This window comes from Marinomonas transparens, assembly GCF_016463975.1.
Classification (GTDB): Bacteria; Pseudomonadota; Gammaproteobacteria; order Pseudomonadales; family Marinomonadaceae; genus Marinomonas; species Marinomonas transparens.
On sequence record NZ_JAEMNX010000003.1, the window covers coordinates 294887 to 319316 of the forward strand.

Genomic DNA, 24430 nt, shown 5'->3' on the forward strand with positions numbered 1-24430 from the left:
CAGAAATACCTACCCAAATTTGGGCAAAAATTTCACATTAGTTAGTAAGTAATAGTGTTTAGTTGAAGTTGGATTCTGACTTAAGCTTTACAAAGTAATACCGCCTATAAAATCACCCGTCTTCAAAGTGTCCAGCAGTAGCAAAAAAGCCCCCTTGAAACAAAAGAACGGGATTGTCATCCGCCATAGGTGGATCATTTTTAAAAACCTCGTCTTCGAACTCTGCCGATGAGTCCTGTGGCTGCCAGCCAACAAAGTTGGCATAGCGATTATCCCACCATGAACAAGGGTTATTAGAGGCACCATATATCACAGTGCATCCCAAACGATTAACTGCATAAATTTTCTTGATCAGAGAGGCTAAATCTCCTTCGCTTAACCAAGTTGATAACATGCGGCGATCAACTGGCTTAGGTAAACAACTGCCAATACGAACCAAAGCGGATTCAATACCAAATTTATCAAAGTAATATTGCGCCATTAGCTCACCAAACCCTTTAGATACGCCATATAAACTGTCTGGGCGCATCGGGCTTTTAGCGTCTAATCGCTCCTCTCGTGAATGAAAGCCCACCACATGATTAGAACTGGCAAAAAAGATACGTTTCACCCCTAACTGACGGGCGGCTTCGTAAATATGATAAGCCCCTTTGAGATTGCCATTCATAATGCTATCAAAGGTGCCTTCGATGGACTGCCCACCAAGATGAATAATACCATCACAACCTTCCACTAGACCCAACACAGAATCCAGATCCCCCAAGTCACAAGCCTTAAACAACTCACCTTGAGCGAGATTCTCAATCGGCACTATATCTGACAGAAGCAGCTCATCAGCCCAACCAGCCAATGCTTTTCGCATCGCCTTCCCTAAGGTTCCTGCTGCACCTGTTAGTAATACTCTTTTCATTATTCTCCCCTTTACAACAGCCTAATAGACTAGCTTGTGATCCAATTAACTGGTTATCCAGTTAGGCAATGCCAAAGACATAGAAGGCACAAAAGTCACTAGCATCAAGGCTGTTAGAATTGCCAAGTAGAAAGGCCAAATGGTTTTAACGGCTTTTTGAATGGGCACACCACCAATGGCACAACCGACAAATAAGCAACCACCAACCGGCGGCGTACACAAGCCAAGGCCCAAGTTCATCATCAGCATGACACCAAATTGAATCGGGTCCATTCCCAAACCAACCGCCACAGGTAAGAAGATAGGCGTACAAATCAAAATCAATGCTGCCATGTCCATAATCATGCCAAGTAACAACAGGATTAAGTTCATCATCAACAAGATAACAATGGGGTTATCTGAAATAGACGTCAGAGTTTCAGCCAAGACCTTTGGCACTTCATACAAGGCCAACATGTAACCAAATGCTGAGGCACAGCCCACTAAGATCATCACCAAACCAGTGGTTCGAACCGCACGTATTACCGCGACCCAAAAATCCTTGAGACTCAGAGAACGATAGACCAGTGCTGTAATGAAAACGGCATAAATCGCCCCAATGGCACCGGATTCGGTGACCGTAAACACACCAGATAAGGCACCACCTACAACAATAACAGCGGTAATCAACCCTGGAAAGGAAGCTAAAAAAGCGAAAAAGACCACCTTGTAGCCGGCAAACTCTTCCGTAGGATAATTTCTACGTACCGCAACCCAACGGGCCACGACCCCCAACAAAAGACACATTAAAATGCCAGGAACAACACCCGCCATAAATAGGCTAGCAACCGACATACCACCGCCAGCGGCCACCACATACAAAATCATATTGTGACTAGGTGGAATCATAATCCCAGCGATAGAAGAGGTAACCGTCACATTTACCGCGTAATCCGCATCATATCCTTTCTCTTTCATCACTGGGATCAATAGCGAACCCAACGCTGAGACATCGGCGACAGCAGAACCCGAAATACCGCCAAATAACATGCTAGAAAAAACGTTAACCTGACCTAAACCACCGCGCACCCAACCCACAGCGGAAGAAGCGAGACGAATCAAGCGAGCAGCAATACCACCGTGTAGCATCAGCTCACCGGCAAAAATAAAGAAAGGAATCGCCAATAATGAAAAGGTCGAAGTACCAGCAACAATACGCTGGAAACCTATCATTAAAGGTAAACCTTCATACCAAAATGCCGAAATAGCCGCCATCCCTAGTGCAAAAGCGACAGGCACACCCAGCACTGTCAGCAGTGCAAATAACCCAAGTAATACAGCTAAGCCCATGTTACTGGTCCCCTTTTACATCAGAAGAAAGCGAATCAGCAGACACAGATTCATGCATAAATAACCTCATTACACCCGTAACGATTCGATAACCTGAAAACAGAGACATCAAAACACCGGAAGCAACAACAGGAAAATATCGAATTCCATCAGAAATCCCTAAAAGAGGAACCGTTCTAAACCAAGCAAAATCGACCAACTCTTTACCATAGATTGCCATCGCGAGACCAAAAACAAGAATAGTCATATCAATAACAATATCGATCACCTGACTAGCACGCTTTGGTACAACAAGAGACAAAATATCGACACTTAAATGGGTTCGTTCATGAATACCCACTGCTGCGGCCAAAAAAGTGATGTTCGTCACTAACAGCAAAGCCATTTGCTCAACCCAAGTTGGCGTATCGTTCAACACATAACGACCAAACACCAACCAACCAAAAGTTGCCACCAGAACAACCATAAAAACGCCAGATAAAGCGGTAGCGACATAGGCAAGCATATCGAGAAAACGTTCCACAATAGGCTGCTTAGAAGAGGAAGAATCCATCGTACTACTCGTTATATAGAATTCATCAAATTACGTTTATCCAGTTACCAATTAACCAGATAAACGCACCAAACCAAGTATTTAGATTTATGGAGTACTTTGAATTGCATCAATGAAATACTGCAATGATGGATTATCCTTCACTGCTTTTTTATAAACAGGCGTCATTGCATTTTGGAATGCAGACTTATCCTTGATTTCATTAAATTTAACACCGGACGCTAACACTTTTTTACGGCTTTCAGTATCACGTTTCGCCCATAGGTCACGCTGTAATGCTGAACTGTTACGAGCTGCTTTTTTCACGGCCACTTGATCTTTAGTAGACAACTTATCCCAAGCTGCAACACTGACACAGATACACTCAGGTAAAATCAAATGTTCTGTTAAAGAGTAATAAGTCGCTACTTCAAAGTGATTGCTTGAATCATAAGATGGCCAGTTGTTTTCAGCCCCATCAACCACGCCAGTTTTTAATGATTGGTATACTTCAGAGTAAGCCATGGGTGTTGCATTACCGCCCAAGGCTTCTACCATGCCGACATAAAGTTCGTTATTCATCACACGAAACTTCTCACCCTTCATATCCGCTGGCGTTTTAATGGCCTTTGAAGTGTTATAGAAAGAACGAGCACCACCGTCATACCAAGCCAAAGCTTTAATGCCTTTTTTCTCCATAGCCGCGCTCAGTTCATCGCCAACAGGGCCATCCATAACACGATGCATATGATCCAAGCCTTTAAAAATAAAAGGCAAAGAAACCACATTCACTTCAGGAACCGCATCACCCATTGGCCCTAAGTTAAAACCAGCAAATTGAATCCCGCCAACTTGAAGCATTTGAATAGCGTCCGATTGGTTACCCAATACAGCACCATTGTATACACGGCCAGTAACACGACCATCCGTTGCTTTGTCCGCTTCTTTTATAAAAGACTCCATTGCCACAGTGACAGGATATCCTGTGTTATGAATATTCCAGCCTTTCCAATCAGCCGCTTGCGTCATCGAAGAAACCGTTGCTGCAGAAACCGCTGTCGCTAACACCAAAGCAGTACTAAATTTTTTAGTGGGGAATTTTATTTTCATTGTTATGCCTCCAATTTTTTTGTTTTGCTTTCATATCAAGCACACTTCAAACGCCAAATCATGATTCATAATCACGTTATGCATGCTGACAGTGACATTTGTAACACATGATAAGATGACTTCACAATATTCATAGTATGAATTTAATTATTATTTTGCCTTTTCTAACCAGAAAGACTACAAATAATAACTAATCATCCTATGTGGTATAGTAAGCAAAAAACCATTACGCAACCGACATAGTAAACAAATTAAAGAACAGGCCTATACACAGCATGCCACTAAATAAAAAGACAAAGACCAGTCTGCCGCAAAAAACGGCCATCAAGCTACGCGATAGAATCAAGCATAAAGGTATGCTACCTGGTGATAAGCTGCCTACAGAACCGAACCTAATGACGGAACTGGGTGTCAGTCGTACCGTATTGAGAGAAGCCATTGCCACTTTAAAAGCAGAAGGTCTGGTCGAAGCAAAGCAAGGAGTTGGGGTATTTATTGCCACCCCCAAGAAAGCCCTTCCCTCTTTATTGAGCAAGAGCACTCAAACACTAACAGACACCATAGAAGCACTAGAATTAAGAGCTGCAGTAGAGGTTGAAGCCGTTGCTTTAGCGATTGCGCGCTGCTCCATTGCTCAAGAAGCAGAGATCTACCGGTGCTTCGATATCTATGAAAGAAAAAGTCAAAGTGGAGAAAGCGCAGAACAAGAAGATTTTGAGTTCCACCTCTCTATTGCCAAAGCCACCAACAACCAACATTTTGTCGACTTTTTAGAAGTATTAGGACGGCGCACTATTCCTCGCGCACGACTTCGGGAAGAGGCAGGGTTACCGCGGGACTTAGAGATAGATAAATATCTAAATAGTGAGCACAAAGCGATTCTTGAAGCGATCGGAGCAAGAGAAATTGAAGCCGCTCAGCAAGCTATGCGCGACCACCTTTTAAATGGTTGCGAACGCTATCGCAAACTCATGAGAGAAATCGAACGCAGCAAGTCATAGTATGAGTTTGTGGTTTTTATAAGATGACCTATGCTATGGTTGAGTCATTCGTTCATTGATAATAAAAATAGCACAAGCAAGCATAAGGCACTTAACATTATGAAGATAACGCAAATAATCACCCATCATTTGACTCACAAACTCGAAAAGCCCTTTCAATCTGCGTCCATGCACTTTACTTCTCGCGATCATTTATTGCTTGAAATACATTGTGATAACGGTCTCGTCGGCTGGGGAGAATGCTTGGGGAATCGCATCACCAATGACGCCTTCATAACAGCAATGACACCACTACTAATCGGTAAAAATGCCCTAGATATTGAGCCTATCTGGCTGATGCTTTACAACACTTTTCGCGATCAAGGACAACGCGGTGCCACGATCAACGCCATCAGTGGTATCGATATTGCCCTATGGGATCTCGCCGGTAAATATCACCAATGCCCTACATACCAACTCATGGGCGGCGCATTTAGAACGCGTATTCCTGTGTATGCAACAGGCGGCTTCCACATCATAGGAGAAGATCGTATCGAAAGCCTGATTAAAGAAGTATCAGGTTATAAACAACAAGGCTTTGAAGCAGTAAAAATAAAAATTGGCTTTGGTGTCGACTTAGATGTTGCCTCCATCAAAGCCGTTAGAAAATGCCTAGGTAATGACATTGAGCTGATGATAGATGCCAATCACGGCTACGATCATATTGATGCTGCTCGCGTGGCGAACCAAGTGGCTAGCTGCGATATTCTTTGGTTTGAAGAGCCCGTCGTCCCAGAAGCACTTTCTAGTTATGAAAAATTACGCAGCACTCAGCCTATTCCACTCGCTGGTGGCGAAACTTGGCATTCTCGCTGGGGAATTAACGAAGCCCTCAAACAAAATACCGTTGATATACTGCAACCTGATGTTTGTGGTGTAGGAGGACTAAGCGAAGCGAGGAAGATTCTCACCCTATGTGATATTTATGGTGTACGTTGCATACCTCATGTTTGGGGAACCAGTATCGCCTTAGCTGCAGGACTGCACTTTCATGCGGTCATTCCACCTAACCCACCTTCTCCGGGCAGTAACTCTCCTCGCTTTGAGTATGATCAAACCCATAATCCATTCCGTTCAAGCATAGTGACAACACCATTCGAACTGGATAATGGCCACTTGAACGTCCCAAGCGGATACGGTTTAGGCATTGATGTTATCCGTGAAGAAATCGCTAAATACACGCCTCAACACTAAAGGAATTGTCATGGCTCGCACACTCACTGGCAATGCACCACGCATTGCCCTACCAAAAGGCAGCGTCGACACCCACATACACGTTTATGACGCTCAGTACCCTTCATTACCTGGTGGCCCAAACATCCCTGTGGATGCAGCAAATGTAGCCGATTACCTCAAGGTGCAAGCGTGGCTTGGTTTAGAAAAGGTCGTTATCACCCAGTCTAACGCCTACCAAACAGACAATACGGTTCTTTTAAAAGCTTTAGATGTTCTTGGCGATAAAGCCCGTGGCATTGTTGTCGTGACAACTGAAACTAACGATGCAACTATTCAAAACTGGCATGAACGCGGGGCTCGTGGCGCTCGCATTATGGAACTAAACGGTGCCGTGCGCCTAAAGGATTTACTCGAAGTAAATGCAAAAATTAGACTCTTTGATTGGTCCTGTATCGTTCAATTTAATGGTTGTGAAATGCTTGAACGCGCCCCCTTACTAGAAAAAATTCAAGGGGATTACGTGATTGACCATCACGCGAAATTTTTGCCTCCAGTATCACCTGATTCAAAGGAATTCAGTCAATTGCTCAGATTGATTGATAAAGGCAATTGCTACTACAAAATAGGCGCTTGTTATGAAAGCTCAGCAACAGGCGGCCCACAGTACGAAGACCTTGCAGAACATTCACGCCGCATCATAAAACACGCCCCAGAACGCGTTATCTGGGGCAGTAACTGGCCTCATGTTTCTGGCACACCAGAACAAGCCCCTAACGATGTTGAACTACTCGATACAATAATGAGCTGGATACCCGATGAAAGCGCCCGCCAAGCCATTTTTGTCGACAATCCAAATAGACTTTACTGGAACCACTAAATCATCATTCAACTTAGCAATGACGATGGAAAGCAGTCACTATTTCATTATGTGGCTGTTTTTTTTGTCCCTTTGACTCAATCCTATCAAGCGTGAAATCACCTCAATAATGCAAAATGCGGCAACTTACTATTCCGCAGAGACTTTGCGCTATGAAAAAATGATACAAAAGCGGCTTTTCTAAAAATAATTTTTTTGCTCTTATAGAAGAGACAGCGACTTCACCCATAAGGATATTAATCATGATGAAACGAAATAATTGGTTAAAAATAGCCACCCTAAGCCCATTGTGGTTAGTCAGTAGTCTCAGTTTGGCCACCGGACAAGCGGCTGACTCTGTGGCACCAGAAGCCGCCAGCGGTACACAAAAAAAAACCTTAGCCCATGCCCAAGAATTCATGGTGGCGACAGCCAATCCAGTCGCCACTAAAGCGGGCTACGACATATTAAAAGCCGGTGGCTCTGCTATTGATGCACTCGTCGCGGTGCAGATGACCTTAGGCCTAGTTGAACCCCAATCTTCTGGCCTCGGTGGCGGCGCCTTTGCCGTTTATTACAATGCCAGCGCAAAAAAGCTAACCACCTTCGACGGCCGAGAAACCGCACCATTAGAAGCCACACCAGAACTGTTCCAAGATAAAAACGGCAAGCCACTGTCTTTTTATACGGCGGTAGTGGGTGGTCGCTCAGTGGGTACTCCGGGCACGGTTAAACTGATGGGAGAGCTGCATAATAGGTATGGCAAACTCCCTTGGAAAGACTTATTAGCCCCTGCCGAAGCACTCGCAAAAAATGGCTTTATGGTTTCCCCTCGTTTATCTAGCTCGATAGAAAAAAGCCAAGAACGCCTAGCACGTTACCCTGATACAAAAGCCTACTTTTTTAATGGCGACGGCAGCCCTCGTGCCGCCGGCAGCGTATTAAAAAACCCTGAATACGCGAAAACACTAAACCTATTAGCCAAAGAAGGCAGTGACGTTTTTTATTATGGACAAATTGCCAAAGACATTGCCGATAAAGTACGTAACATTGAAGACAATCCGGGGGTGCTTTCTATTGATGACTTCGCCACTTATCAGGTCAAAGAACGCGCACCGGTTTGCTTACCCTATAAGCAATACGACATTTGCGGTATGGGACCACCAAGCTCTGGCGCCCTAACCGTTGGCCAAATTCTTGGTATCACTCAAGAGTTTGATCTAGCAAACATGGGCGCTCACTCAGCACAAGCTTGGCAAATTATCGGCGATGCATCTCGTCTTGCTTTTGCCGATCGTGGACGTTACATGGCCGATACTGACTACGTCCCCATGCCCCAAGGTCTACTTGATAAAGCGTATTTGAAAGCTCGTGCGCAACTGATTACTCAAGGAAAAGCACTAGAAAAGGTCGCACCAGGAGAACCCGCATGGAATCACCCCATTGCTCTAGCCGACGACATTGCCATCGAGTTCCCATCAACCAGCCATATTTCTATTGTGGATAAAGAAGGCAACGCCGTATCCATCACCACCACCATCGAAAGTGGTTTTGGCTCTAATGTAATGAGTCATGGCTTCCTACTCAACAATGAGCTAACCGATTTTTCCTTTAAATCTCATCAAGATGGTTATCCTATTGCCAACCGTTTGGAGCCAGGTAAACGCCCTCGCTCATCCATGTCTCCCACCATTGTCATGAAAGACTCACAACCCTATTTAGTGGTTGGATCTCCGGGTGGCTCTCGTATTATAGGTTATGTAGCAAAAACCTTGATCGCTCATATCGAATGGGGCATGGACATTCAACAGGCCATCTCTTTACCCAACATGGTTAATCGTTTTGGCACTTATGATCTGGAAAAAGGCACTTCAGCAGAGTCTTTTGAAAAGCCCTTAACAGACATGGGCTTCAAGGTATCAATAAGAGACTTAAATTCAGGCATTCAGGGGATTGTTGTCAACACAGGAGAATTATTAGGTGGAGCTGATACCAGACGAGAAGGTTTGGTATTAGGAGACTAATTTGCTGCCAAACAAATTCAGCACTACATTAGACAACTAAACGTTTTTGATCTGAGTTATAAACACGATAGCAGTTTCGTCCTGATTCCTTAGCGTAAGACAGGGCGAGATCTGCGTATTTAAAGGCATTTTCAATGCTATCCTGATGATGATTGATATTCATTGAAACACCGATACTCACACTACAAGCAACTTGCTCTCCCTCATGTTCAATCAACATTTTTTTGGCTCCCTGACAAATTTTATTTGCCACCGCCTCCGCTGTCGCTTGACTCATATTAGGTAAAAACACGGCAAACTCTTCACCGCCAATACGACCAATAATATTAGGCCTAGGGGCAAACTCTCGCAAAATTCGTCCAAATTTCTCTAACACAGCATCCCCACAAGCATGTCCATACCTATCATTGATGCATTTGAAGAAGTCCATATCGAGTACAAAAAAGGCGTATTCAGCATCACGGTTAGACTCTGCACGATGCCAGTCATCACTCTGCTGATAAAAAAAACGCCAATTAGAGACTAAAGTAAGCTCGTCTATTCTCGCCATCATGCTTACATCGCGTTCTAGACGATCAATTTTATAAAACAAGCCAGCTAGGTGCCAAGAAACAAAAGGCACAACAAAAACAGGAATTAAAGCCGCACGAAAAATATCTTCCCATAGGGAAGTATTAAAATCGAAAATAAAAGAAAGAGACACGTTACCGATAACAGCCAAGCAAGATGCGACAAGCGTGATCACCACCACCAGTTTCAGCCGTCCTAATTTTTGAACTTGTTTTCTCATACTACTCACCCTCTTACATTAGGCACATCACAATCAACCGTTCAACAAAACTAGCGACTGCCATATTAGCCTTAATGCCATGAAAGTTAATACCCCATTAAAAATGCGATGAAAATGCTTATCCGGCATACGCTTCAACAATTTAAGACCTATCCATGTCCCGATGGCACCACTAATCACCATGCAAGCCAATAATGGCACCCAAGCAGATAAAGGGAACCCAGCCACTTCAAACACACCAATCTTAAGCACATGCTGTAGTGACATTGCGGCAGCAAACGTCGCGACAGTACGAAAACGATCTGCATGAACTTGTTTTACAAAAGACGCCACTAACGGACCTGTCGCACCAGCAAATAGTGTCATAAAGGTCGTTATCGCGCCCGCCAATGCCGTCCCCCATTTACCTAACACCATCTTGGGCAGCTTTGGTCCCCAGCATAGATAAAGAATAAAAAATGCTATCGTCAAATACATAATCGCTGGCGGCAAAGCAACCAAAACGAAACTACCGATTAAGGCTCCGACAATCGCACCGGGCAAAAAAGCCCCTATCAACTTCCAATCTATGTGTCGCCAGCTCATCGCTGCACGGCCGGCGTTAGAACCTAACTGTGCGACACCATGCAGCGGAATAATGAACTGAGGCGGTAGAACCTGCGCCATTACCCCAAGTAGCATTACGCCACCACCAGCACCAAAGCTAGCGGTAAAGAAAGAGGTAACCCCAGACACCAGCACTAATAAAATAAAAATATGAGGAGAAACTTGGTCAAAAAATAAAGCAGATAAGGTCATATGGCAGCAGAGAAATCGCAGAAAAATAAGACAAACAGAATAACAAAATGAACGATAGAAATCTCTCCACGCCCATTGTTATTGTTCTACGTGATGTAGAAAATAGAAACATATTCAGTCGCCTAAATTATTACTGGTAGCACCTATTGCTTATAAATGTCTTTATCTAGATCGTACTTACGCATTTTATCGTAAAGGGTTTTACGCGGTAGGCCAAGCGCATCCATGGTACTTTTGATAGAACCTTTTTGGCGCATAAGTTCTTGTTCCAGTAAGGTTTTCTCAAAACGTTCCATTTGCTCTGGCAAGGTCATCACCCCCGGATTATTTTCATTGATGATGATTTGATCAAACTCAAAAGAACCCGCCTCGCCCATTAGCACATAACGTTCGGCAAGATTACGCAGTTCACGAACATTACCGGGCCAATCATAACCTAACAAACTGTGCATCCGAGCGGCAGATAAAGGCTCGGACTCACGCTTATATTGTGCTGTCGCAACCAGACAAAAATGCTGCCAGAGCAGAGAGATATCCTCCTTACGCTCCCGCAATGGTGGAATGTCGACACGCACAACATTCAGCCGGTAATACAGATCTTCTCGAAAAGTATCCCCTTCACTAAGTTGCTTAAGATCCACCTTAGTCGCCGCCAAAATACGTAAATCCAAGTCGATACCTGTGTTCGAACCAAGCCGCTCTAAACGACGCTCTTCTAGCACTCGTAATAAACGAATCTGCATGGACATGGGCATGCTTTCGATTTCGTCTAAAAATAAGGTACCACCATTGGCATGTTCAAGCTTGCCTATACGTTGGCTTTTGGCATCGGTAAAGGCACCCTTTTCATGACCAAACAGTTCCGACTCCATGATGGAATCTGGCACAGCGCCACAGTTGATCGCAACAAAGGAATGGCCCCTTCGGGAGCTGTGTTCATGAATATAGCGAGCAACTAGCTCTTTACCCGTTCCCGTTTCCCCTTGGATCAAGATATCGGCAGCAGTATCAGCAACATGTAACAAAGCCTGGCGCAGACGATGAATGCCTTGCGTATTACCAATAATACGTGGACCGGGGGCATTTTGTGCAGCCAGCTCTAAACGCAAATTCCGGTTTTCTAAGGTTAATCGACGCTTTTCAGCCGCTCGACGAACCACTTCAATGAAGTCTTCATTGGAAAAAGGTTTTTCAATAAAATCATAAGCCCCATCACGGATGGCATTCACCGCCATACTGATATCACCATGGCCTGTAATTAGGATAAAAGGGATCTCAGCATCGATTTTCTTCACATCTTCAAACAACTCTAAACCGCTTTTACCGGGTAAATTAATATCGCTAACAATCACCCCAGACCAATCTAACGATAGACGCTCCATAACCCCCTGAGCACTAGAGAATTCATTGACTCTAAACTCTTCTAATTGCAAGGTTTGCGAAATCGCCATGCGCACCGCCTGCTCATCATCGATCAAGATCACTTGCTTAGCATCAGGCATTTAGATTTCCTCTTAGCATTTTAGAACAATAGTTATTTAGGACGTTGGTCATTTAAGTGATAGTCAATAAAGACGATTGAAAGCGCGGTAGCGTAACACAAAATTCAGCCCCACCGTTGGTTAGGTTATGGGCTCTGATTTGTCCTCCCATGGCATCGATAATTCGTTGACTAATAGAAAGGCCTAGCCCCAAGCCTAAACCAGAAGGTTTTGAAGTAAAAAAGGGTTCGAAAAGGTGTTTAATCGCTTCTTCACCTAAACCATTCCCCGAATCTTGAATGCGAATCATCACCTGTGTCTCAGTCCCCGTTTGTTCAACCACCACTCGCTTAGAGTCCATGTTTGATTCAACAATGGCATCAGCGGCGTTCGCTAATAAATTGACTAAAACCTGCTCCAGAAAGACCATATCACCATTTACTATCAGGTCTTGATCTTCCGTCACAAGCAGTTCAATCCCCACTTCTTTGTAGCGTGTTTCCATGATTTTTAAAGCGCCCATAATGGCCGTCTGTACCGCTATTGGACCTTGATGCACATCACCCTTACGAGCAAATACCTTAAAACGCGCAATGATGTCACCCATATGATGACCCAGCTGACTAATATGCTGTAGGTTGGCATGGGCCTGTTCATACTGCTTGCGATCTAAAAACTTCAAACCATTACCGGCAAAAGCACGAATCGCCGTCAAAGGCTGGTTCAATTCATGATTCAAGCCTGCACTTAATTGCCCTAACACTGCCAGTTTTGCGGTTTGTATCAACTCCCGCTGAGTGCCTTTATGCTCTGTAATCTCTTGACGTAAACGCGTATTAGCCCCCTCCAGTTCAAAGGTTCGCTCTCGCACCCGCTCTTCTAACTCTTTTCTTGCTTGGGTAATTTCTTGCTCATAACGTTTACGCTCCGTCATATCATGAAAGGTCACCAAGTAACTGCGACGATTAGGGAGTTGCATTTCACATAGGGTCATTTCCACCGGCACAGAAGACTGATTGGAATAACATAAACGTCCTTCTCTCGTCAGTACTTTAACGCCTAAATCACCGGCTGAATCCAATACATTCTCAGGGTCAATTCGGTAAGAAGCATCTTGCTCTACAGAAGGCCGAAGCTTTTGCTCGACAGATTGAAACAACACATTCAAAGGCTGCCCTACTAAAGGCGCTAATGGCTGGCCCACAAGCTTTTCGACCGCAGGGTTAAAAGACTCAATTTTGTAGAATTCGTCTAAGGTTACCAAACCCGCCTGAGTATTTTGAATCACTTCACGGATATAAGCTTGATTATGACGGGTCATTTCATTGGCATCTGACCTTTCTCGCAACATGCGTGTACGCAACATAGCAAGACCAAACAATAACCCAGTGATGGTCACACCACCCGCAAAAATAGCGCGCCACAGGGCAATTTCTTCATTGATGTTTTTTAATGGCGCCAGAATAGAAATGGTAAAACCCAGTAATCGAATGGGTCGGCTCATCTTAAGAAATGAGCGACGCTCTAATTCACCATTCACCGTATTGGTTTCTAAAAAATCGACAATTTGAGAGACTTCATCGAACGGTTTTTGATAAACAATGGCCAGTTTTTCAATCGGCTGATCCCGATAGCGTTGTGAATCGGCAATGCGCTGTAACTCTTCATAGGATAGCTCGCCCAATACACGATACAACCAAGCAGAACGAGACCCACTAAACACAACACCATCAGGATCCAGTAACAAAAATTCATAACTTTGATTGGCAAAGCGTTTTTCAAACTGAGTGAGATCCACTTTAACCACGGCGACACCAACAATAGATTCGTCAACATAGACGGGATAGGAGAAATAATAGCCACGACGATTAGAGGTAGTTCCCAGGGCATAATAACGCCCCGCTTTGCCCTGCATTGCGTCCTGAAAATAAGGTCGAAAGGAAAAATTACGACCAACGAAACTGGTGTCTTTTTGATAATTTGAGGCGGCGATGGTCAAACCATCCGCATTGAGTATGTAACTGTCTGACGCTTCTGTTATGCGATTAATCTGCTCCAACTCACGATTCAGATGACTAATATCAGCTTCAAAACCATCTTGTAACGCCTTTTTCACCCTATCGTTAGCCGCCAATAATGTAGGCATATGTTGGTATTTAGCAATGGCACTTTCCAACACACTGGCTAGTTGATTAAGCTGCAGTGACGATTCAATTCTGAGCTTTTTGATTTGTCCTGTTTTTACCGCTTCACCACCTTTCCAGCTCACTAGAGCAACAAGAGCAAGTGCAACAATCCACAGCCAAACCAAGTACTTGGAAGCAACCGACCATTTCATTTTAAAACCAACATTGGCTTTCCATACATTCATCAAAAGGGTTTTAACTCACTCTTTTCATTTTTTAATAGGATGCAAAAGTAATACTATCATTGTTGTCAATTCACGCTCGATCATGGGCAAAAGGCAGCACGTCTGAAATATGTGTTTTACAACACATAAGCATTAACAACCTATCCACCCCAAGCGCCACACCAGCGCATTCCGGCATACCGCTTTGTAAGGCACTGATAAGACGTTCATCAAATTGACGCTCCGCACGCTTTAATGAATAACGAGCCGCTTTATCTTGAACAAAGCGACGGGACTGTTCCTCAGCATCCGTTAATTCGTGATACCCATTCGCCAACTCCATGCCTTGCCAATACAACTCAAAACGCGCCGCGACCTGATTACCCGTATCGTCTACATGAGTTTTTGCCAAAGCCGCTTGAGAGGCAGGGTAACTATGAATAAAACAGGGGGAAACTTGCCCAATAGCCGGCTCAATAACACTTGAAAAAATCAATTCTAATAGGGTATCTCTATCGTCTTCTTGCAAACCATATTCGGTGTGCTGGTGGGCATATTCTTGTAATTGAGAAAGAGCGGCTGTGAAAGGGTCTAATTGTGTATGTTGGAGAAACGCATTCTGATAACTCAATCGCTCACACTTAAGTGCAGACTCATTAAGCAGTACAGACAATAGTGTCTCTATTTCCGCCATAAGTTGCCAGTGATCAAATCCTACCCGATACCATTCCAACATGGTGAATTCGATACTGTGACGACGACCAACATCTTCTGCACGAAACACCTTACCTAATTGATAAATAGAATCCGAGCCTGCACATAACAAACGCTTCATGGCATATTCAGGTGAGGTTTGCAGATAGTAAGTAAGGTCTTCACCTAGAGAACGAGTCTCGCAGGTTAGCACCTCGATATGAGGGTCAGAAATACTGCCTAAGGACAAACATTGTGTATCTACTTCCATTACTTCTAGATCATCAAAAAATGCTCGAATTGTTTTTAATAATTGAGCACGTTTTTGCAAGGTTAAAATATCGGCATTGGGCTGCCAAAGGGAAGCATGGTACATAGAAAAGGCTCTGAAAAATAAAGGCTATAGTAGCAGACAAGAATCCATTTCGCCCCTTTCCTATTACCAGTCACTCTATCTTGGCGCGGCCGACAAAACGCTTTTTAATGGCAGCTAGGCCGTTCCAAAGCGCCTCTAAAATACAAAAAAACACACGACATCCCATCTCACCATGGGCGTCATAAAATGCCTGCTCTTCAATTTGTTGAGGCGTTGGAGAAGCATAAGGAAATGGCTCGCCACCATCCTTCATAAAACGATGGTATTTTTCTTCCAAATCGACCTCTTGTTTCATGCTAACCCCTTTCATTACCACGATTGACTCATTGCCATAGTACGAGGTATTTTCAGATCATCAATGAAACATATCGAAAGGATCTTTTCATGAATGAAAAGGATATAGATTGGAACGATTTGAAGCTTTTCCTAGCAGTCGCACGAGAAGGCGGGCTTTCCGCCGCCGCAAAATCGACGCAGCGTAGCCCCGCCACATTAGGCAGAAGAATGCATGAACTCGAACGAAGCATGGAACGGGAACTCTTTTTCAGGCACGACCGAGGCTACGAATTAACCCTTGATGGTAAGTCTTTATTGGAAGAACTGACTCAAGTTGAATCTCAAATTCTGTACCAAACCGCAACGCCTGAAAAAACCTCTCGACCTTTGGTGAAGATTTCGGCTGGCACTTGGACAACACTCGCCTTACTAAAAAACCTAGATAAACTCGTAGGATCACCACCCGACATACTGCTGCGCTTCGTCTCAGAAGAAAAAATACTGGCTATTTCACACCGAGAAATAGTCATCGGGTTTCGCAACCAAAGGCCAAAAGAAGACGCTTTAGTTTGCCGTAAATTGGCTCGTATTGAATTTGCTCCCTATGCCACAGAAAGCGCCCCAGATGTATGGATAAAAGTGGTGGCAGACACACCGTCTGCGAGGTGGGTAAACAGTAAGGTAGGTAAAAATGCCGTTTGCGAGGTGAGTAGCCCAAGGAACAGTCTCGATCTCGCGCTTGAAAATAAAGGCATCGCCCTATTACCCACTTTCATTGGCGATGCTCAACCTCTATTGCAGAAAGTTGGCAATACCATTGATGAATTAAGTCACGACCAATGGCTGGTTACTCATCATGAAGATCGTTATTTACCCGAGGTACGAAGGTTAATCCAACGGCTCAACCTTATTTTTGATGAAACTGAAAAAGCAAAGCCAGTAAATAAATAACTGGCTTTGCTTTAGAAACGAGATATTTTCACCAAGTTTTCATCAAGTGTTTAATTTGCTCATCAGTATTTTAATACCCGCCACACTAAAGAAGATCGCAAAGATAAAATCAAAAGCACGACTCATTTTGAAATAAAAATTTCTGACCTGAGCATGGGAAAACAACACTGCGTAACCTAAAAACACACAAGCACTCTGTAATCCTACCACTAAAATAATAGACAACAGGCCCTCTATTCCAGCCGTACTCGGCACCCCCATTGTGTATAGAGCCCCAAAAAACAAGATCACCTTAGGGTTGGTCAAATGAATTGCTAAACCCCGTAAGTAGTCTCCCTTCACAGAAGGCGTTACTGTTTTGTCTAATATGAACGCTTTAGGAGACAAGGTCGATTTAAAAGACTTATAGGCTAAAAACAGCAAATACGCCGCGCCAAAATAACGCAACATATCGAATAGCCATGCATTCGCATACATCACGGCCGCCATACCAAATGCCGCCGCAAACGACCACATAAAAGAACCGGTTAGTATTCCAAGCGCCATAGCAACCCCGTGACGGCGGCCAGAATTCATCGATGTTCCAGCAATCGCCAATGTGGACGGCCCAGGACTAGCGACCCCAAGTAACGCCGCAATTAAAATCAAACCATAATGAATATCTTGCATAAAACAAACTCCTTGTCGTTTAGGTCGTTTTCAGTTTTTTCTTACTGGATAAAAACTGAGATGATGACATTTGCCCAACAAACAAACCAGCTAGAATTAACACAGCGGCTATCACTTGATAAATACCGATGACTTCATCATAAAACCAATAACCACCTAATATACCGAAAACAGGTACCAGCAATGTCATGGGAGCCACGCCAGATACCGTGTATTTCATGATCATTTTATTCCAGAACCAGTAACCTAAAAGTGTCGTTGGGTAAGCTTGGAATAGAACGGAGAACAGGACACCTTGATTAAACAAATCAGGTGCGCTCGTAACAACCTCTACTCCGTGAAAAACTACTGCTAGTAATAACAAAGGCAAGGGAGCAAACAACATACCCAATACGTTAAAAGCAAAAATAGACTGGGTATTGGCTCGTTTCACAATCGGCAGTTTCTAAAAGAGCATCTGCCCAATACGGCTAACATCAGTTCGCCACAAGGCGGGATCGTTCTTTGGGTGCAAATCCCTAACTTAGACGCAGTGCAACTTGAGCAAAAGGCCAACCAGCTAAACATCGACATTCGCAGCGGCGCTTGCTTTAGCACTCACAACTTTTACCATGACTGCTTGCGTATAAATTGTGGTTGGCCGCTGGAAAACACTGTTGATAAGTACAGTGGTTATCAACAACTAAAAACCTTATGTAAGCTCATAAGCAAAAGAAACGGATGTACTAATACACTATGAGCGGGCAACCTCTTGAGCAATCTCTTTATGGTTTTCAACCACTTGCGTCACAATGACAGATAAGAAATGCTGAGCAAATTCAGGATCCAGACCGTATTGAAAGGCAAGTGCTTGCATACGTTCGTATTGCTGTTGCTCACGACCGACATCTTGGGCGGGAAGGTTATTTTCTGCCTTATAATGACCCACTTTGTTGGTCACTTTAAAACGCTCCGCCAACATGGCGACAATGGCGTTGTCGATATTATCAATACTGCTACGCAGTTCTTCTAGGGTTACAGTCATTCTTCTCTCCTGTAATGCAATGTTATTTCGCTTTAAACCGAACGATAACCTAAGCCTTTAGAAATTCATGATTAGCCAATGGGATAATGTTAATAACAGGCTCTTCATAAGGATGAACTGCTTTGATGGCTGCAATCGCTTGCTTAACCTTGCTCTGTTCACACCTTGCTTCTATTCTCACCTCTTCACCAAAGTTAATCTGCCCTTTTACTCCAGTGATAGGGTTCGCTCGTTCATTGGGCCGCCAAAAACCTGAAATTTTTACAATAGAAATAACACTATCGTAATCCCCCACCACCCCTACACCAGCATCAATTAAGACATCACGAATAGCCATGACCTCTTCCTCTGGTGCATAAATTTCCAATTTAAATTCCACCACTATTCTTATTCTCCCAAAATCCACAACAAGGCCTGATAGCTAAAACATTAGCCTATGATACTGATTTCACGCACATTTTTTGTCAATAGGTATACAAATATGCCATCACTAAACCAGAGGAATACTAAAATGGGCCCAATTGAAATATTAAACAGGATGAGGCCTTTACACGACTGCTGTGCGTACCAATACATTGTTCAATCAACATGAAACTCAGCCGATTTTTTTCTTAAGCCGTGAACTTTATCAATAAAATGCGTTCCAAGCCGCGTCAATATTAACAAGAGAACTACCTTCAATTTATTTGAACATTAGCTTGAAGATTCTCCTCTTTTTACTTTTTGTCTTTTGCCTATAATGCGCAGCATACTTACTAATCAATAACAGGAATCGTTACATGAAAGCACTCATCGCAAACATCACCAACACCACCTCTGGCATCGCAAGCACCCTATTGCGCATCCCTGTCGGCATTATTTTAATGGCCCACGGCGCACAAAAGTTATTCGGCGCATTTGGTGGTTACGGGCTTGAAGGAACAGGTCAATGGATGGCATCGATCGGTCTTGAGCCCGGCTACCTAATGGCATTATTGGCCGGTAGTGCCGAGTTTTTTGGTGGTATCGCGCTTATCATTGGTTTATTAGTTCGCCCTGCAGCGATTGTGTCAGCATTCACTATGGTTATCGCCATTTTCTCCGTTCACTTTGTAAATGGCTTGTTCATGTCAAACAATGGCTACGAATTTGCATTGGCTCTATTGGCTGCAACCGTGTCGCTTGCTTTCAGCGGTGCAGGTTCAATCTCTGTTGATAAAATCATTGCGACTAAACTTAAATAACGCTTAAGTTTAGCGGTCAAAAAAGCCCTCGGTATGAAAGTGCCGAGGGCTTTTTAATGTCACAATTTTTTCGTCATTCTCACACCATTTATTGACAAAGAAATCTGCACTACTGGCGATACAAGATCATCCCTGCATGATGCAATACACCATTAATAAATTTTCCATCAGCAGTGAAGCCGGTATCATCCCAATATTCAATATAATCACCAGTGACTCGATAGCGACCTTGATAAGCAGCTTCTTTATCTCCTCTTGCTTCAATATATCGATTATTCGGTAAAAGTTGATGCCGTATATAGTTACCCTCTGTATTCCACCCTCCCACATAAGGATGCAGGGATTCCTGCCCATTTTTAGCCACCACTTTTCAAGAACCCGCCTTCATCGCTTCATAGTAGTGTGCAATATCTTGAACCTTAACAACCCATGCATAATTTAATTCTTGATGAATTTTCCATTCACCCTCGTCACATTGCCAACCTAATTGCGAACGTCCATTAAATGGAATAATGGCACCCGTCTTTTGTGTTATTGTGCCAACAAAACCTATGGTAGTTGAGGCCACTTTATCGCCAATCAGCTCACTGTGCCCTTCCGTTAAAGCGTGTGTAACAGATTCGGCTTTCGCTTGTAACCCTTCCCAGTTAGCGCCATAGATCACGGCATTGTCAAACAACTGTTTCTCCCCAGGTGCGAAATTATCCCAATAAATCCCCTCAGGTTCTTTCAAGTTGTAGTAACGGGCCATTTTATTAGCAAAAATAAACTCAGGGGCATTTTTTTTCTTTTCCCACCCCATCATTATCCAATCCTTGTGGAGTACTAAAGGTGAATTTACGCCAGTTTGCTCACACGTATTTTCCGCTGCATGAAGCAGCCCAGAGCCCAAGCTTGATAGAACTATTACAGAAAGTGCAGATGCTAGATATGTCATGATTCGCCTCTTATATTCGTCAAAATATGATCCATACACTGGTATGTCTCAACTTGCTTTGTCATTATAAAAAAGCGATATTGATTAAAGTAGATAGTCACTCATTTACATATTGGTAAGTAAATAATGACAATAAAAATAGACTTAAACATCTTGCCGGTATTTATTGCCGTCGTCGAAGAACATAACTTCCGAGCGGCCGCCGATAGACTTGGCATAACACGATCTGCAGTCAGTCAGATGATAAGAAAACTTGAAGATCAACTCGGCATCGCATTATTCACCCGAACCACAAGAAGCGTAAAATTAACGGAAGCAGGCGAACATCTTTTCAGCCAAGTACACACTCAGTTGGATAATGTGCATTCTTCTTTAGAAAATGTCGCTAGCCATAAAACCCCACGGGGATTGCTAAAAATAGCCGCTACGTCCATTGCTGAGCCTTTTTTATCCGGGCAATTTATTGTCGAATTTTCCAAAAAACACCCAGAAATCGAGCTTGATATCACGGTCACCGATGATGAGTTTGATATTGTGAAAGCAGGATTTGATGCTGGCGTGCGTCTTGGCGACAGTCTAGAACAAGATATGGTCGCCCTACCTATCAGTGGTTTACAACGAGACATGGTGGTTGCCTCACCAGACTACCTGATACAACACGGTAAGCCGAATCACCCCAAAGATTTACTCTCCCACCGCTGCATTGGCTGGCGTCCAAAGCTAAATAGTAGCCCCTATTATTGGGAATTTAATGAAAATGGAAAAGGTTTTGATGTCTCTGTAGAGCCTCAGATCACCACCAACGACATTCGATTGATGTTACGTGTCGCACTGGCAGGTGGTGGAATCACTTTTGCGACCGAAGAAGTATTTCAGCCCTACATAAAAGTAGGAACGCTCATACCCTTGCTCGAAGAATTTCTACCAACCTTTTCAGGCTTTTACTTCTTTTACCCCAACAGAGAGAATATGGCACCTAAACTAAGAGCTATGGTGAATTTTGTTAAAACATGGGAACAAACATAAACAAGTTGATGCGGTACGTATTCACCTAAAAATTAATAAATACCTACTATTCCACCGTCAACTATATAACAATTACAACTTTACTCGTGCCCTTCCGCTTCCGCTGCAAGGTTATCCATTGGGATAGCAATTTCAGCAGGTACTTCGTTGTTTATGACGACACCATAAAGAAGAACCAATACACAAACCAGTACACCACCAAACAGAGCAACGGATCGGTTTTGTACGTACTTTAGAATAGGTTTGTAGTTATAGGTTAAGTGGCAAATCACCGCGAGTATCATAATAATACCGAAGAGCTTATGAACCGGGTGCATTTGAATAGTGAAGGACGGTTTCTCGATAACAAACATCATCAAGCCTGATGTCGACATAGCGAGAAAGGAAACGAATAGAGCCACTGAGACGAACTTTCTAAACATATGATCTCTCCTAGGTTTCGTTGCTTTTCTCATCTTAACGCAATCCATAGCTAAAGTCCGATCAAAAAAAGGCCCTCCCTATTTTCATAGGGAGGGCCTTTGATTCGCTAAATGCTTGTTAACAGATTACTTACCTGTTGCACGGGATACGTATTCACCACTACGTGTATCCACTCGCAGTACTTCCCCAATATTGATGAACAATGGCACACGAACCATAGCACCAGTGGTCAAGAAAGCGGGTTTAGAGCCGCCATTCGCTGTGTCGCCTTTTAGACCAGGATCTGTCTCTGTCACTTCCAGTTCAATGAAGTTTGGTGGCGTGATGAGCAATGGCGCACCGTTATAAAGTGTCACTACGTATTTTTCCTGCTCTTTCAGCCATTTCTTGGTTTCGCCTACCGCATTTTCGTCGGCGGCATGTTGCTCGAAGGAGCCATCAACCGCCATGAAGTGCCAAAATTCACCGTCGGTATACAAATACTCCATGTCGGTTTCCATAACATCGGCACCTTCAAGAGACTCACCCGATTTAAAGGTACGCTCCCATACACGGCCTGTTTTTAGGTTACGCAGTTTTAGGCGATTAAAGGCTTGGCCTTTACCCGGCCTTACGTGTTCATTGTCTAAAACAGAACATGGGTCGCCATCGACCATTACTTTCGCGCCGGTACGCATATCGCTGGTAGAAATATTAGCCATACATCCTCACAGTATATTTTAGAGAAAAGGCTCAGACTGACGTATCATGTCAGCATTAAGATCTCTGCAAACATCTTTTAACCTCTTTTTTGATGAGGAAAAGGCCGTTTGCAAAGATCTCTAAGAGCCACAGGCCTAACTGGCCAAAAAATAAGTTGGCGCAATCATAACCTAAATCAACTCAATTTTGCAGATATTTGACGTGATCCCAATTCAAACAAAGAACGATTTAAGCTGGTCTGAGCATCTTGCACGGGCAATTACCGACCTACCAGAGTTGATTGAGCAACTGGGTTTACCCCAAGAGCTGGCATTACAAGGAAGTGAAGCACAGCGCGCTTTTAAACTCATGGTGCCGCGCCCTTATCTATCACGTATTGAATATGGCAACGCCAATGACCCATTACTGTTGCAGGTCTTACCCAGTGCAGAAGAGATGCTGCTGATCGCGGGCTACAACAAAGACCCTCTGGAAGAAGCGGATCATAATCCACAAAAAGCCATCGTCCATAAATACAAACGACGCTTGTTAGTCATCACAACAGGCAGCTGTGCCGTTAACTGCCGTTATTGTTTTCGCCGTCACTTCCCTTATGGGGACAATCAATTAGCCCAAGCTGAATGGCAATCGGTCATCGATTACCTAGCACAGCATCCGGAAGTAAATGAGGTGATTCTCAGCGGTGGCGACCCTTTAATGATGAAAGACGCCCTACTCGCCGACAAGGTTCGTAAGCTAGAAGCCCTACCGCAGATCAAGCGGCTACGCATTCATTCCCGCCTGCCAGTAGTGATTCCCCAACGAGTTTGTGCAGATATGTTGGATTGGATCACACAAAGTCGTCTCGACATCATCATGGTGTGGCATATCAATCACGCCAACGAAGTAGACATGGAGCTAACCCAAGCTGCGCTTAAGTTGAAACACGCTGGTGCCACCTTACTAAATCAAGGGGTGTTACTAAAAGGGGTAAATGATTCGGTTGAAGCACAAGTGAATCTCAGTGAGGCGGTTTTTTCAGCCGGTATTTTACCCTACTACCTGTTTACCTTAGACCCAGTAGAAGGTGCGGCACACTTTGACATTACGGTAGAAGAGGCTCAACGTTTAATGGGTAAAGTGGCCGCACAATTGCCCGGCTACTTGGTGCCTAAACTGGCGAAAGAAATCCCGGGCAAGGCGGCGAAAACATTGTTTGCACCAATAATGGAAAAGAACTAATGAGCCTGAGTAGCCCCCTGTAACTGCTTATGCAGGGCACCGAGATTAACCGTAATTCTTTCACCGATAACCGTATGCCAATAACGATTGGACATATATTCAAAATGCACTACACCTGATCGCCAATCAGTACCCAAGGACACTCTCATTCTCAAATTCAGCCCTGAGGCTGACTCATCATTAGGAAGTAAAGCGGAAGACTCATGGCCTTCTGCCACTAACAAGATATGAGGAAAAGCCATATTAACTCTGCGAAACCAACCGCCAGACACATCAGAAAGCACAGTAACGGGAGAGCTTGCTGATTCAAAAACCTGCCCAACGCCCATAACCTGTTTATCCACAGTATCAACCCATAGGTTTAGTTTCAGTGTTGGCTTACCAGCAATTTCTCGTTGACTCTCATAAGTAATATGAAAAATATCAGTGCGCTGGCTTTCGACATCCATAACCCCTCCCTTTTGCCAATCTAGGCGAACACTTACAAGTCACAAATGGCATTTAATGGAACCG

27 protein-coding genes are annotated in these 24430 nt (G+C 43.8%); 8 read left to right on the forward strand and 19 right to left on the reverse strand.

The window, feature by feature from the left end; genetic code table 11:
• Positions 1 to 112: 112 nt before the first annotated feature.
• The 4 genes from I8J31_RS06115 to I8J31_RS06130 form a co-directional block, all read right to left on the reverse strand.
• Entirely contained in the window at positions 113 to 910 is a 798-nt protein-coding gene (locus tag I8J31_RS06115; RefSeq protein ID WP_199467388.1) for an NAD-dependent epimerase/dehydratase family protein, read from the reverse strand.
• Between the two features lie 45 nt (positions 911 to 955).
• Positions 956 to 2239, reverse strand: coding sequence for a TRAP transporter large permease (locus I8J31_RS06120; RefSeq protein WP_199467389.1), 1284 nt, complete (start codon positions 2237 to 2239; stop codon positions 956 to 958).
• 1 nt (position 2240) lies between these two features.
• Positions 2241 to 2792, reverse strand: coding sequence for a TRAP transporter small permease (locus I8J31_RS06125; RefSeq protein ID WP_199467390.1), 552 nt, complete (start codon positions 2790 to 2792; stop codon positions 2241 to 2243).
• Positions 2793 to 2879: 87 nt separating this feature from the next.
• Complete coding sequence (locus I8J31_RS06130; RefSeq protein WP_199467391.1) at positions 2880 to 3881, reverse strand: TRAP transporter substrate-binding protein; 1002 nt, start codon at positions 3879 to 3881, stop codon at positions 2880 to 2882.
• Positions 3882 to 4156: 275 nt separating this feature from the next.
• Between I8J31_RS06130 and I8J31_RS06135 the strand changes: the two genes are divergently transcribed.
• The 4 genes from I8J31_RS06135 (at position 4157) to ggt (ending at position 8977) form a co-directional block, all read left to right on the forward strand.
• The gene (locus I8J31_RS06135; protein WP_199467392.1) at positions 4157 to 4882 is read left to right on the forward strand and encodes a FadR/GntR family transcriptional regulator; all 726 of its coding nucleotides are present in this window, start codon (positions 4157 to 4159) and stop codon (positions 4880 to 4882) included.
• 99 nt (positions 4883 to 4981) lie between these two features.
• Positions 4982 to 6115, forward strand: a complete 1134-nt coding sequence (locus tag I8J31_RS06140; protein ID WP_199467393.1) for a mandelate racemase/muconate lactonizing enzyme family protein — start codon at positions 4982 to 4984, stop codon at positions 6113 to 6115.
• Positions 6116 to 6125: 10 nt separating this feature from the next.
• Positions 6126 to 6974, forward strand: a complete 849-nt coding sequence (locus I8J31_RS06145) for an amidohydrolase family protein (protein ID WP_199467394.1) — start codon at positions 6126 to 6128, stop codon at positions 6972 to 6974.
• Between the two features lie 242 nt (positions 6975 to 7216).
• Positions 7217 to 8977, forward strand: coding sequence for a gamma-glutamyltransferase (ggt, locus tag I8J31_RS06150; RefSeq protein WP_199467395.1), 1761 nt, complete (start codon positions 7217 to 7219; stop codon positions 8975 to 8977).
• Between the two features lie 28 nt (positions 8978 to 9005).
• Here the strand turns inward: ggt and I8J31_RS06155 are convergent, their stop codons facing one another.
• From I8J31_RS06155 to I8J31_RS06180, 6 genes are all read right to left on the reverse strand, one after another.
• Positions 9006 to 9767, reverse strand: a complete 762-nt coding sequence (locus tag I8J31_RS06155; protein ID WP_199467396.1) for a GGDEF domain-containing protein — start codon at positions 9765 to 9767, stop codon at positions 9006 to 9008.
• A gap of 33 nt (positions 9768 to 9800) precedes the next feature.
• The gene (locus tag I8J31_RS06160) at positions 9801 to 10565 is read right to left on the reverse strand and encodes a sulfite exporter TauE/SafE family protein (RefSeq protein WP_199467397.1); all 765 of its coding nucleotides are present in this window, start codon (positions 10563 to 10565) and stop codon (positions 9801 to 9803) included.
• Between the two features lie 143 nt (positions 10566 to 10708).
• A complete protein-coding gene (locus tag I8J31_RS06165; protein ID WP_199467398.1) occupies positions 10709 to 12067 on the reverse strand; it encodes a sigma-54-dependent transcriptional regulator in 1359 nt (452 codons plus the stop codon).
• Positions 12068 to 12119: 52 nt separating this feature from the next.
• Positions 12120 to 14384 (reverse strand): ATP-binding protein, encoded by a 2265-nt coding sequence (locus I8J31_RS06170; protein WP_233402607.1) that lies wholly within the window; start codon positions 14382 to 14384, stop codon positions 12120 to 12122.
• Between the two features lie 103 nt (positions 14385 to 14487).
• Complete coding sequence (gene epmA, locus I8J31_RS06175) at positions 14488 to 15465, reverse strand: EF-P lysine aminoacylase EpmA (protein ID WP_199467399.1); 978 nt, start codon at positions 15463 to 15465, stop codon at positions 14488 to 14490.
• A gap of 70 nt (positions 15466 to 15535) precedes the next feature.
• Positions 15536 to 15760, reverse strand: a complete 225-nt coding sequence (locus I8J31_RS06180) for a hypothetical protein (RefSeq protein ID WP_199467400.1) — start codon at positions 15758 to 15760, stop codon at positions 15536 to 15538.
• Positions 15761 to 15849: 89 nt separating this feature from the next.
• On the opposite strand from I8J31_RS06180, the gene I8J31_RS06185 reads away from it, so the two are divergent.
• A complete protein-coding gene (locus I8J31_RS06185) occupies positions 15850 to 16692 on the forward strand; it encodes a LysR family transcriptional regulator (protein WP_199467401.1) in 843 nt (280 codons plus the stop codon).
• Between the two features lie 42 nt (positions 16693 to 16734).
• Here the strand turns inward: I8J31_RS06185 and I8J31_RS06190 are convergent, their stop codons facing one another.
• From I8J31_RS06190 to cutA, 4 genes are all read right to left on the reverse strand, one after another.
• Positions 16735 to 17361: a LysE family translocator gene (locus I8J31_RS06190; RefSeq protein ID WP_199467402.1), complete on the reverse strand. Its 627-nt coding sequence runs from the start codon at positions 17359 to 17361 to the stop codon at positions 16735 to 16737.
• 19 nt (positions 17362 to 17380) lie between these two features.
• Positions 17381 to 17794: an EamA family transporter gene (locus I8J31_RS06195; protein ID WP_325101172.1), complete on the reverse strand. Its 414-nt coding sequence runs from the start codon at positions 17792 to 17794 to the stop codon at positions 17381 to 17383.
• Positions 17795 to 18094: 300 nt separating this feature from the next.
• Positions 18095 to 18385, reverse strand: coding sequence for a chorismate mutase (locus I8J31_RS06200; RefSeq protein WP_199467403.1), 291 nt, complete (start codon positions 18383 to 18385; stop codon positions 18095 to 18097).
• 49 nt (positions 18386 to 18434) lie between these two features.
• Positions 18435 to 18764 carry a divalent cation tolerance protein CutA gene (gene cutA, locus I8J31_RS06205; protein ID WP_199467404.1) on the reverse strand — a complete coding sequence of 110 codons (330 nt, stop codon included), beginning with the start codon at positions 18762 to 18764 and terminating at the stop codon, positions 18435 to 18437.
• A 400-nt stretch (positions 18765 to 19164) separates the two neighbouring features.
• Here cutA and I8J31_RS06210 point away from each other — a divergent pair, with 400 nt between their 5' ends.
• A complete protein-coding gene (locus tag I8J31_RS06210; RefSeq protein ID WP_199467405.1) occupies positions 19165 to 19608 on the forward strand; it encodes a DoxX family protein in 444 nt (147 codons plus the stop codon).
• 109 nt (positions 19609 to 19717) lie between these two features.
• Here I8J31_RS06210 and I8J31_RS06215 read toward each other — a convergent pair whose 3' ends face one another.
• Both I8J31_RS06215 and I8J31_RS06220 read right to left on the reverse strand, forming a co-directional pair.
• Complete coding sequence (locus tag I8J31_RS06215; protein WP_325101173.1) at positions 19718 to 19975, reverse strand: Atu4866 domain-containing protein; 258 nt, start codon at positions 19973 to 19975, stop codon at positions 19718 to 19720.
• 3 nt (positions 19976 to 19978) lie between these two features.
• Entirely contained in the window at positions 19979 to 20545 is a 567-nt protein-coding gene (locus I8J31_RS06220) for a hypothetical protein (protein WP_199467406.1), read from the reverse strand.
• A 126-nt stretch (positions 20546 to 20671) separates the two neighbouring features.
• Here I8J31_RS06220 and I8J31_RS06225 point away from each other — a divergent pair, with 126 nt between their 5' ends.
• Positions 20672 to 21571, forward strand: a complete 900-nt coding sequence (locus I8J31_RS06225; protein ID WP_199467407.1) for a LysR family transcriptional regulator — start codon at positions 20672 to 20674, stop codon at positions 21569 to 21571.
• Positions 21572 to 21651: 80 nt separating this feature from the next.
• Here the strand turns inward: I8J31_RS06225 and I8J31_RS06230 are convergent, their stop codons facing one another.
• Both I8J31_RS06230 and efp read right to left on the reverse strand, forming a co-directional pair.
• Positions 21652 to 21993, reverse strand: a complete 342-nt coding sequence (locus I8J31_RS06230) for a DUF4405 domain-containing protein (RefSeq protein ID WP_199467408.1) — start codon at positions 21991 to 21993, stop codon at positions 21652 to 21654.
• Between the two features lie 126 nt (positions 21994 to 22119).
• Complete coding sequence (efp, locus tag I8J31_RS06235) at positions 22120 to 22695, reverse strand: elongation factor P (protein WP_199467409.1); 576 nt, start codon at positions 22693 to 22695, stop codon at positions 22120 to 22122.
• 202 nt (positions 22696 to 22897) lie between these two features.
• Here efp and epmB point away from each other — a divergent pair, with 202 nt between their 5' ends.
• Positions 22898 to 23917 carry an EF-P beta-lysylation protein EpmB gene (gene epmB / locus I8J31_RS06240; RefSeq protein WP_199467410.1) on the forward strand — a complete coding sequence of 340 codons (1020 nt, stop codon included), beginning with the start codon at positions 22898 to 22900 and terminating at the stop codon, positions 23915 to 23917.
• Here the strand turns inward: epmB and I8J31_RS06245 are convergent.
• A complete protein-coding gene (locus I8J31_RS06245; RefSeq protein ID WP_199467411.1) occupies positions 23914 to 24366 on the reverse strand; it encodes a DUF1842 domain-containing protein in 453 nt (150 codons plus the stop codon). The genes epmB and I8J31_RS06245 overlap by 4 nt on opposite strands.
• Positions 24367 to 24430: the final 64 nt, after the last annotated feature.

What these genes read in the sequence shown, in the direction of transcription:
- I8J31_RS06245 (WP_199467411.1), bottom strand. Translation starts at nt 24,366, where the DNA reads ATGGATGTCGAAAGCCAGCGCACTGATATTTTTCATATTACTTATGAG.
- I8J31_RS06135 (WP_199467392.1), top strand. Translation starts at nt 4,157, where the DNA reads ATGCCACTAAATAAAAAGACAAAGACCAGTCTGCCGCAAAAAACGGCC.
- efp (WP_199467409.1), bottom strand. Translation starts at nt 22,695, where the DNA reads ATGGCTAATATTTCTACCAGCGATATGCGTACCGGCGCGAAAGTAATG.
- I8J31_RS06185 (WP_199467401.1), top strand. Translation starts at nt 15,850, where the DNA reads ATGAATGAAAAGGATATAGATTGGAACGATTTGAAGCTTTTCCTAGCA.
- I8J31_RS06170 (WP_233402607.1), bottom strand. Translation starts at nt 14,384, where the DNA reads ATGAAATGGTCGGTTGCTTCCAAGTACTTGGTTTGGCTGTGGATTGTT.
- ggt (WP_199467395.1), top strand. Translation starts at nt 7,217, where the DNA reads ATGATGAAACGAAATAATTGGTTAAAAATAGCCACCCTAAGCCCATTG.
- I8J31_RS06125 (WP_199467390.1), bottom strand. Translation starts at nt 2,792, where the DNA reads ATGGATTCTTCCTCTTCTAAGCAGCCTATTGTGGAACGTTTTCTCGAT.
- I8J31_RS06130 (WP_199467391.1), bottom strand. Translation starts at nt 3,881, where the DNA reads ATGAAAATAAAATTCCCCACTAAAAAATTTAGTACTGCTTTGGTGTTA.
- I8J31_RS06180 (WP_199467400.1), bottom strand. Translation starts at nt 15,760, where the DNA reads ATGAAACAAGAGGTCGATTTGGAAGAAAAATACCATCGTTTTATGAAG.
- I8J31_RS06220 (WP_199467406.1), bottom strand. Translation starts at nt 20,545, where the DNA reads ATGACATATCTAGCATCTGCACTTTCTGTAATAGTTCTATCAAGCTTG.
- I8J31_RS06190 (WP_199467402.1), bottom strand. Translation starts at nt 17,361, where the DNA reads ATGCAAGATATTCATTATGGTTTGATTTTAATTGCGGCGTTACTTGGG.
- I8J31_RS06200 (WP_199467403.1), bottom strand. Translation starts at nt 18,385, where the DNA reads ATGACTGTAACCCTAGAAGAACTGCGTAGCAGTATTGATAATATCGAC.
- epmA (WP_199467399.1), bottom strand. Translation starts at nt 15,465, where the DNA reads ATGTACCATGCTTCCCTTTGGCAGCCCAATGCCGATATTTTAACCTTG.
- I8J31_RS06160 (WP_199467397.1), bottom strand. Translation starts at nt 10,565, where the DNA reads ATGACCTTATCTGCTTTATTTTTTGACCAAGTTTCTCCTCATATTTTT.
- I8J31_RS06140 (WP_199467393.1), top strand. Translation starts at nt 4,982, where the DNA reads ATGAAGATAACGCAAATAATCACCCATCATTTGACTCACAAACTCGAA.
- I8J31_RS06230 (WP_199467408.1), bottom strand. Translation starts at nt 21,993, where the DNA reads ATGTTTAGAAAGTTCGTCTCAGTGGCTCTATTCGTTTCCTTTCTCGCT.
- I8J31_RS06120 (WP_199467389.1), bottom strand. Translation starts at nt 2,239, where the DNA reads ATGGGCTTAGCTGTATTACTTGGGTTATTTGCACTGCTGACAGTGCTG.
- I8J31_RS06145 (WP_199467394.1), top strand. Translation starts at nt 6,126, where the DNA reads ATGGCTCGCACACTCACTGGCAATGCACCACGCATTGCCCTACCAAAA.
- I8J31_RS06225 (WP_199467407.1), top strand. Translation starts at nt 20,672, where the DNA reads ATGACAATAAAAATAGACTTAAACATCTTGCCGGTATTTATTGCCGTC.
- I8J31_RS06115 (WP_199467388.1), bottom strand. Translation starts at nt 910, where the DNA reads ATGAAAAGAGTATTACTAACAGGTGCAGCAGGAACCTTAGGGAAGGCG.
- I8J31_RS06210 (WP_199467405.1), top strand. Translation starts at nt 19,165, where the DNA reads ATGAAAGCACTCATCGCAAACATCACCAACACCACCTCTGGCATCGCA.
- I8J31_RS06165 (WP_199467398.1), bottom strand. Translation starts at nt 12,067, where the DNA reads ATGCCTGATGCTAAGCAAGTGATCTTGATCGATGATGAGCAGGCGGTG.
- I8J31_RS06155 (WP_199467396.1), bottom strand. Translation starts at nt 9,767, where the DNA reads ATGAGAAAACAAGTTCAAAAATTAGGACGGCTGAAACTGGTGGTGGTG.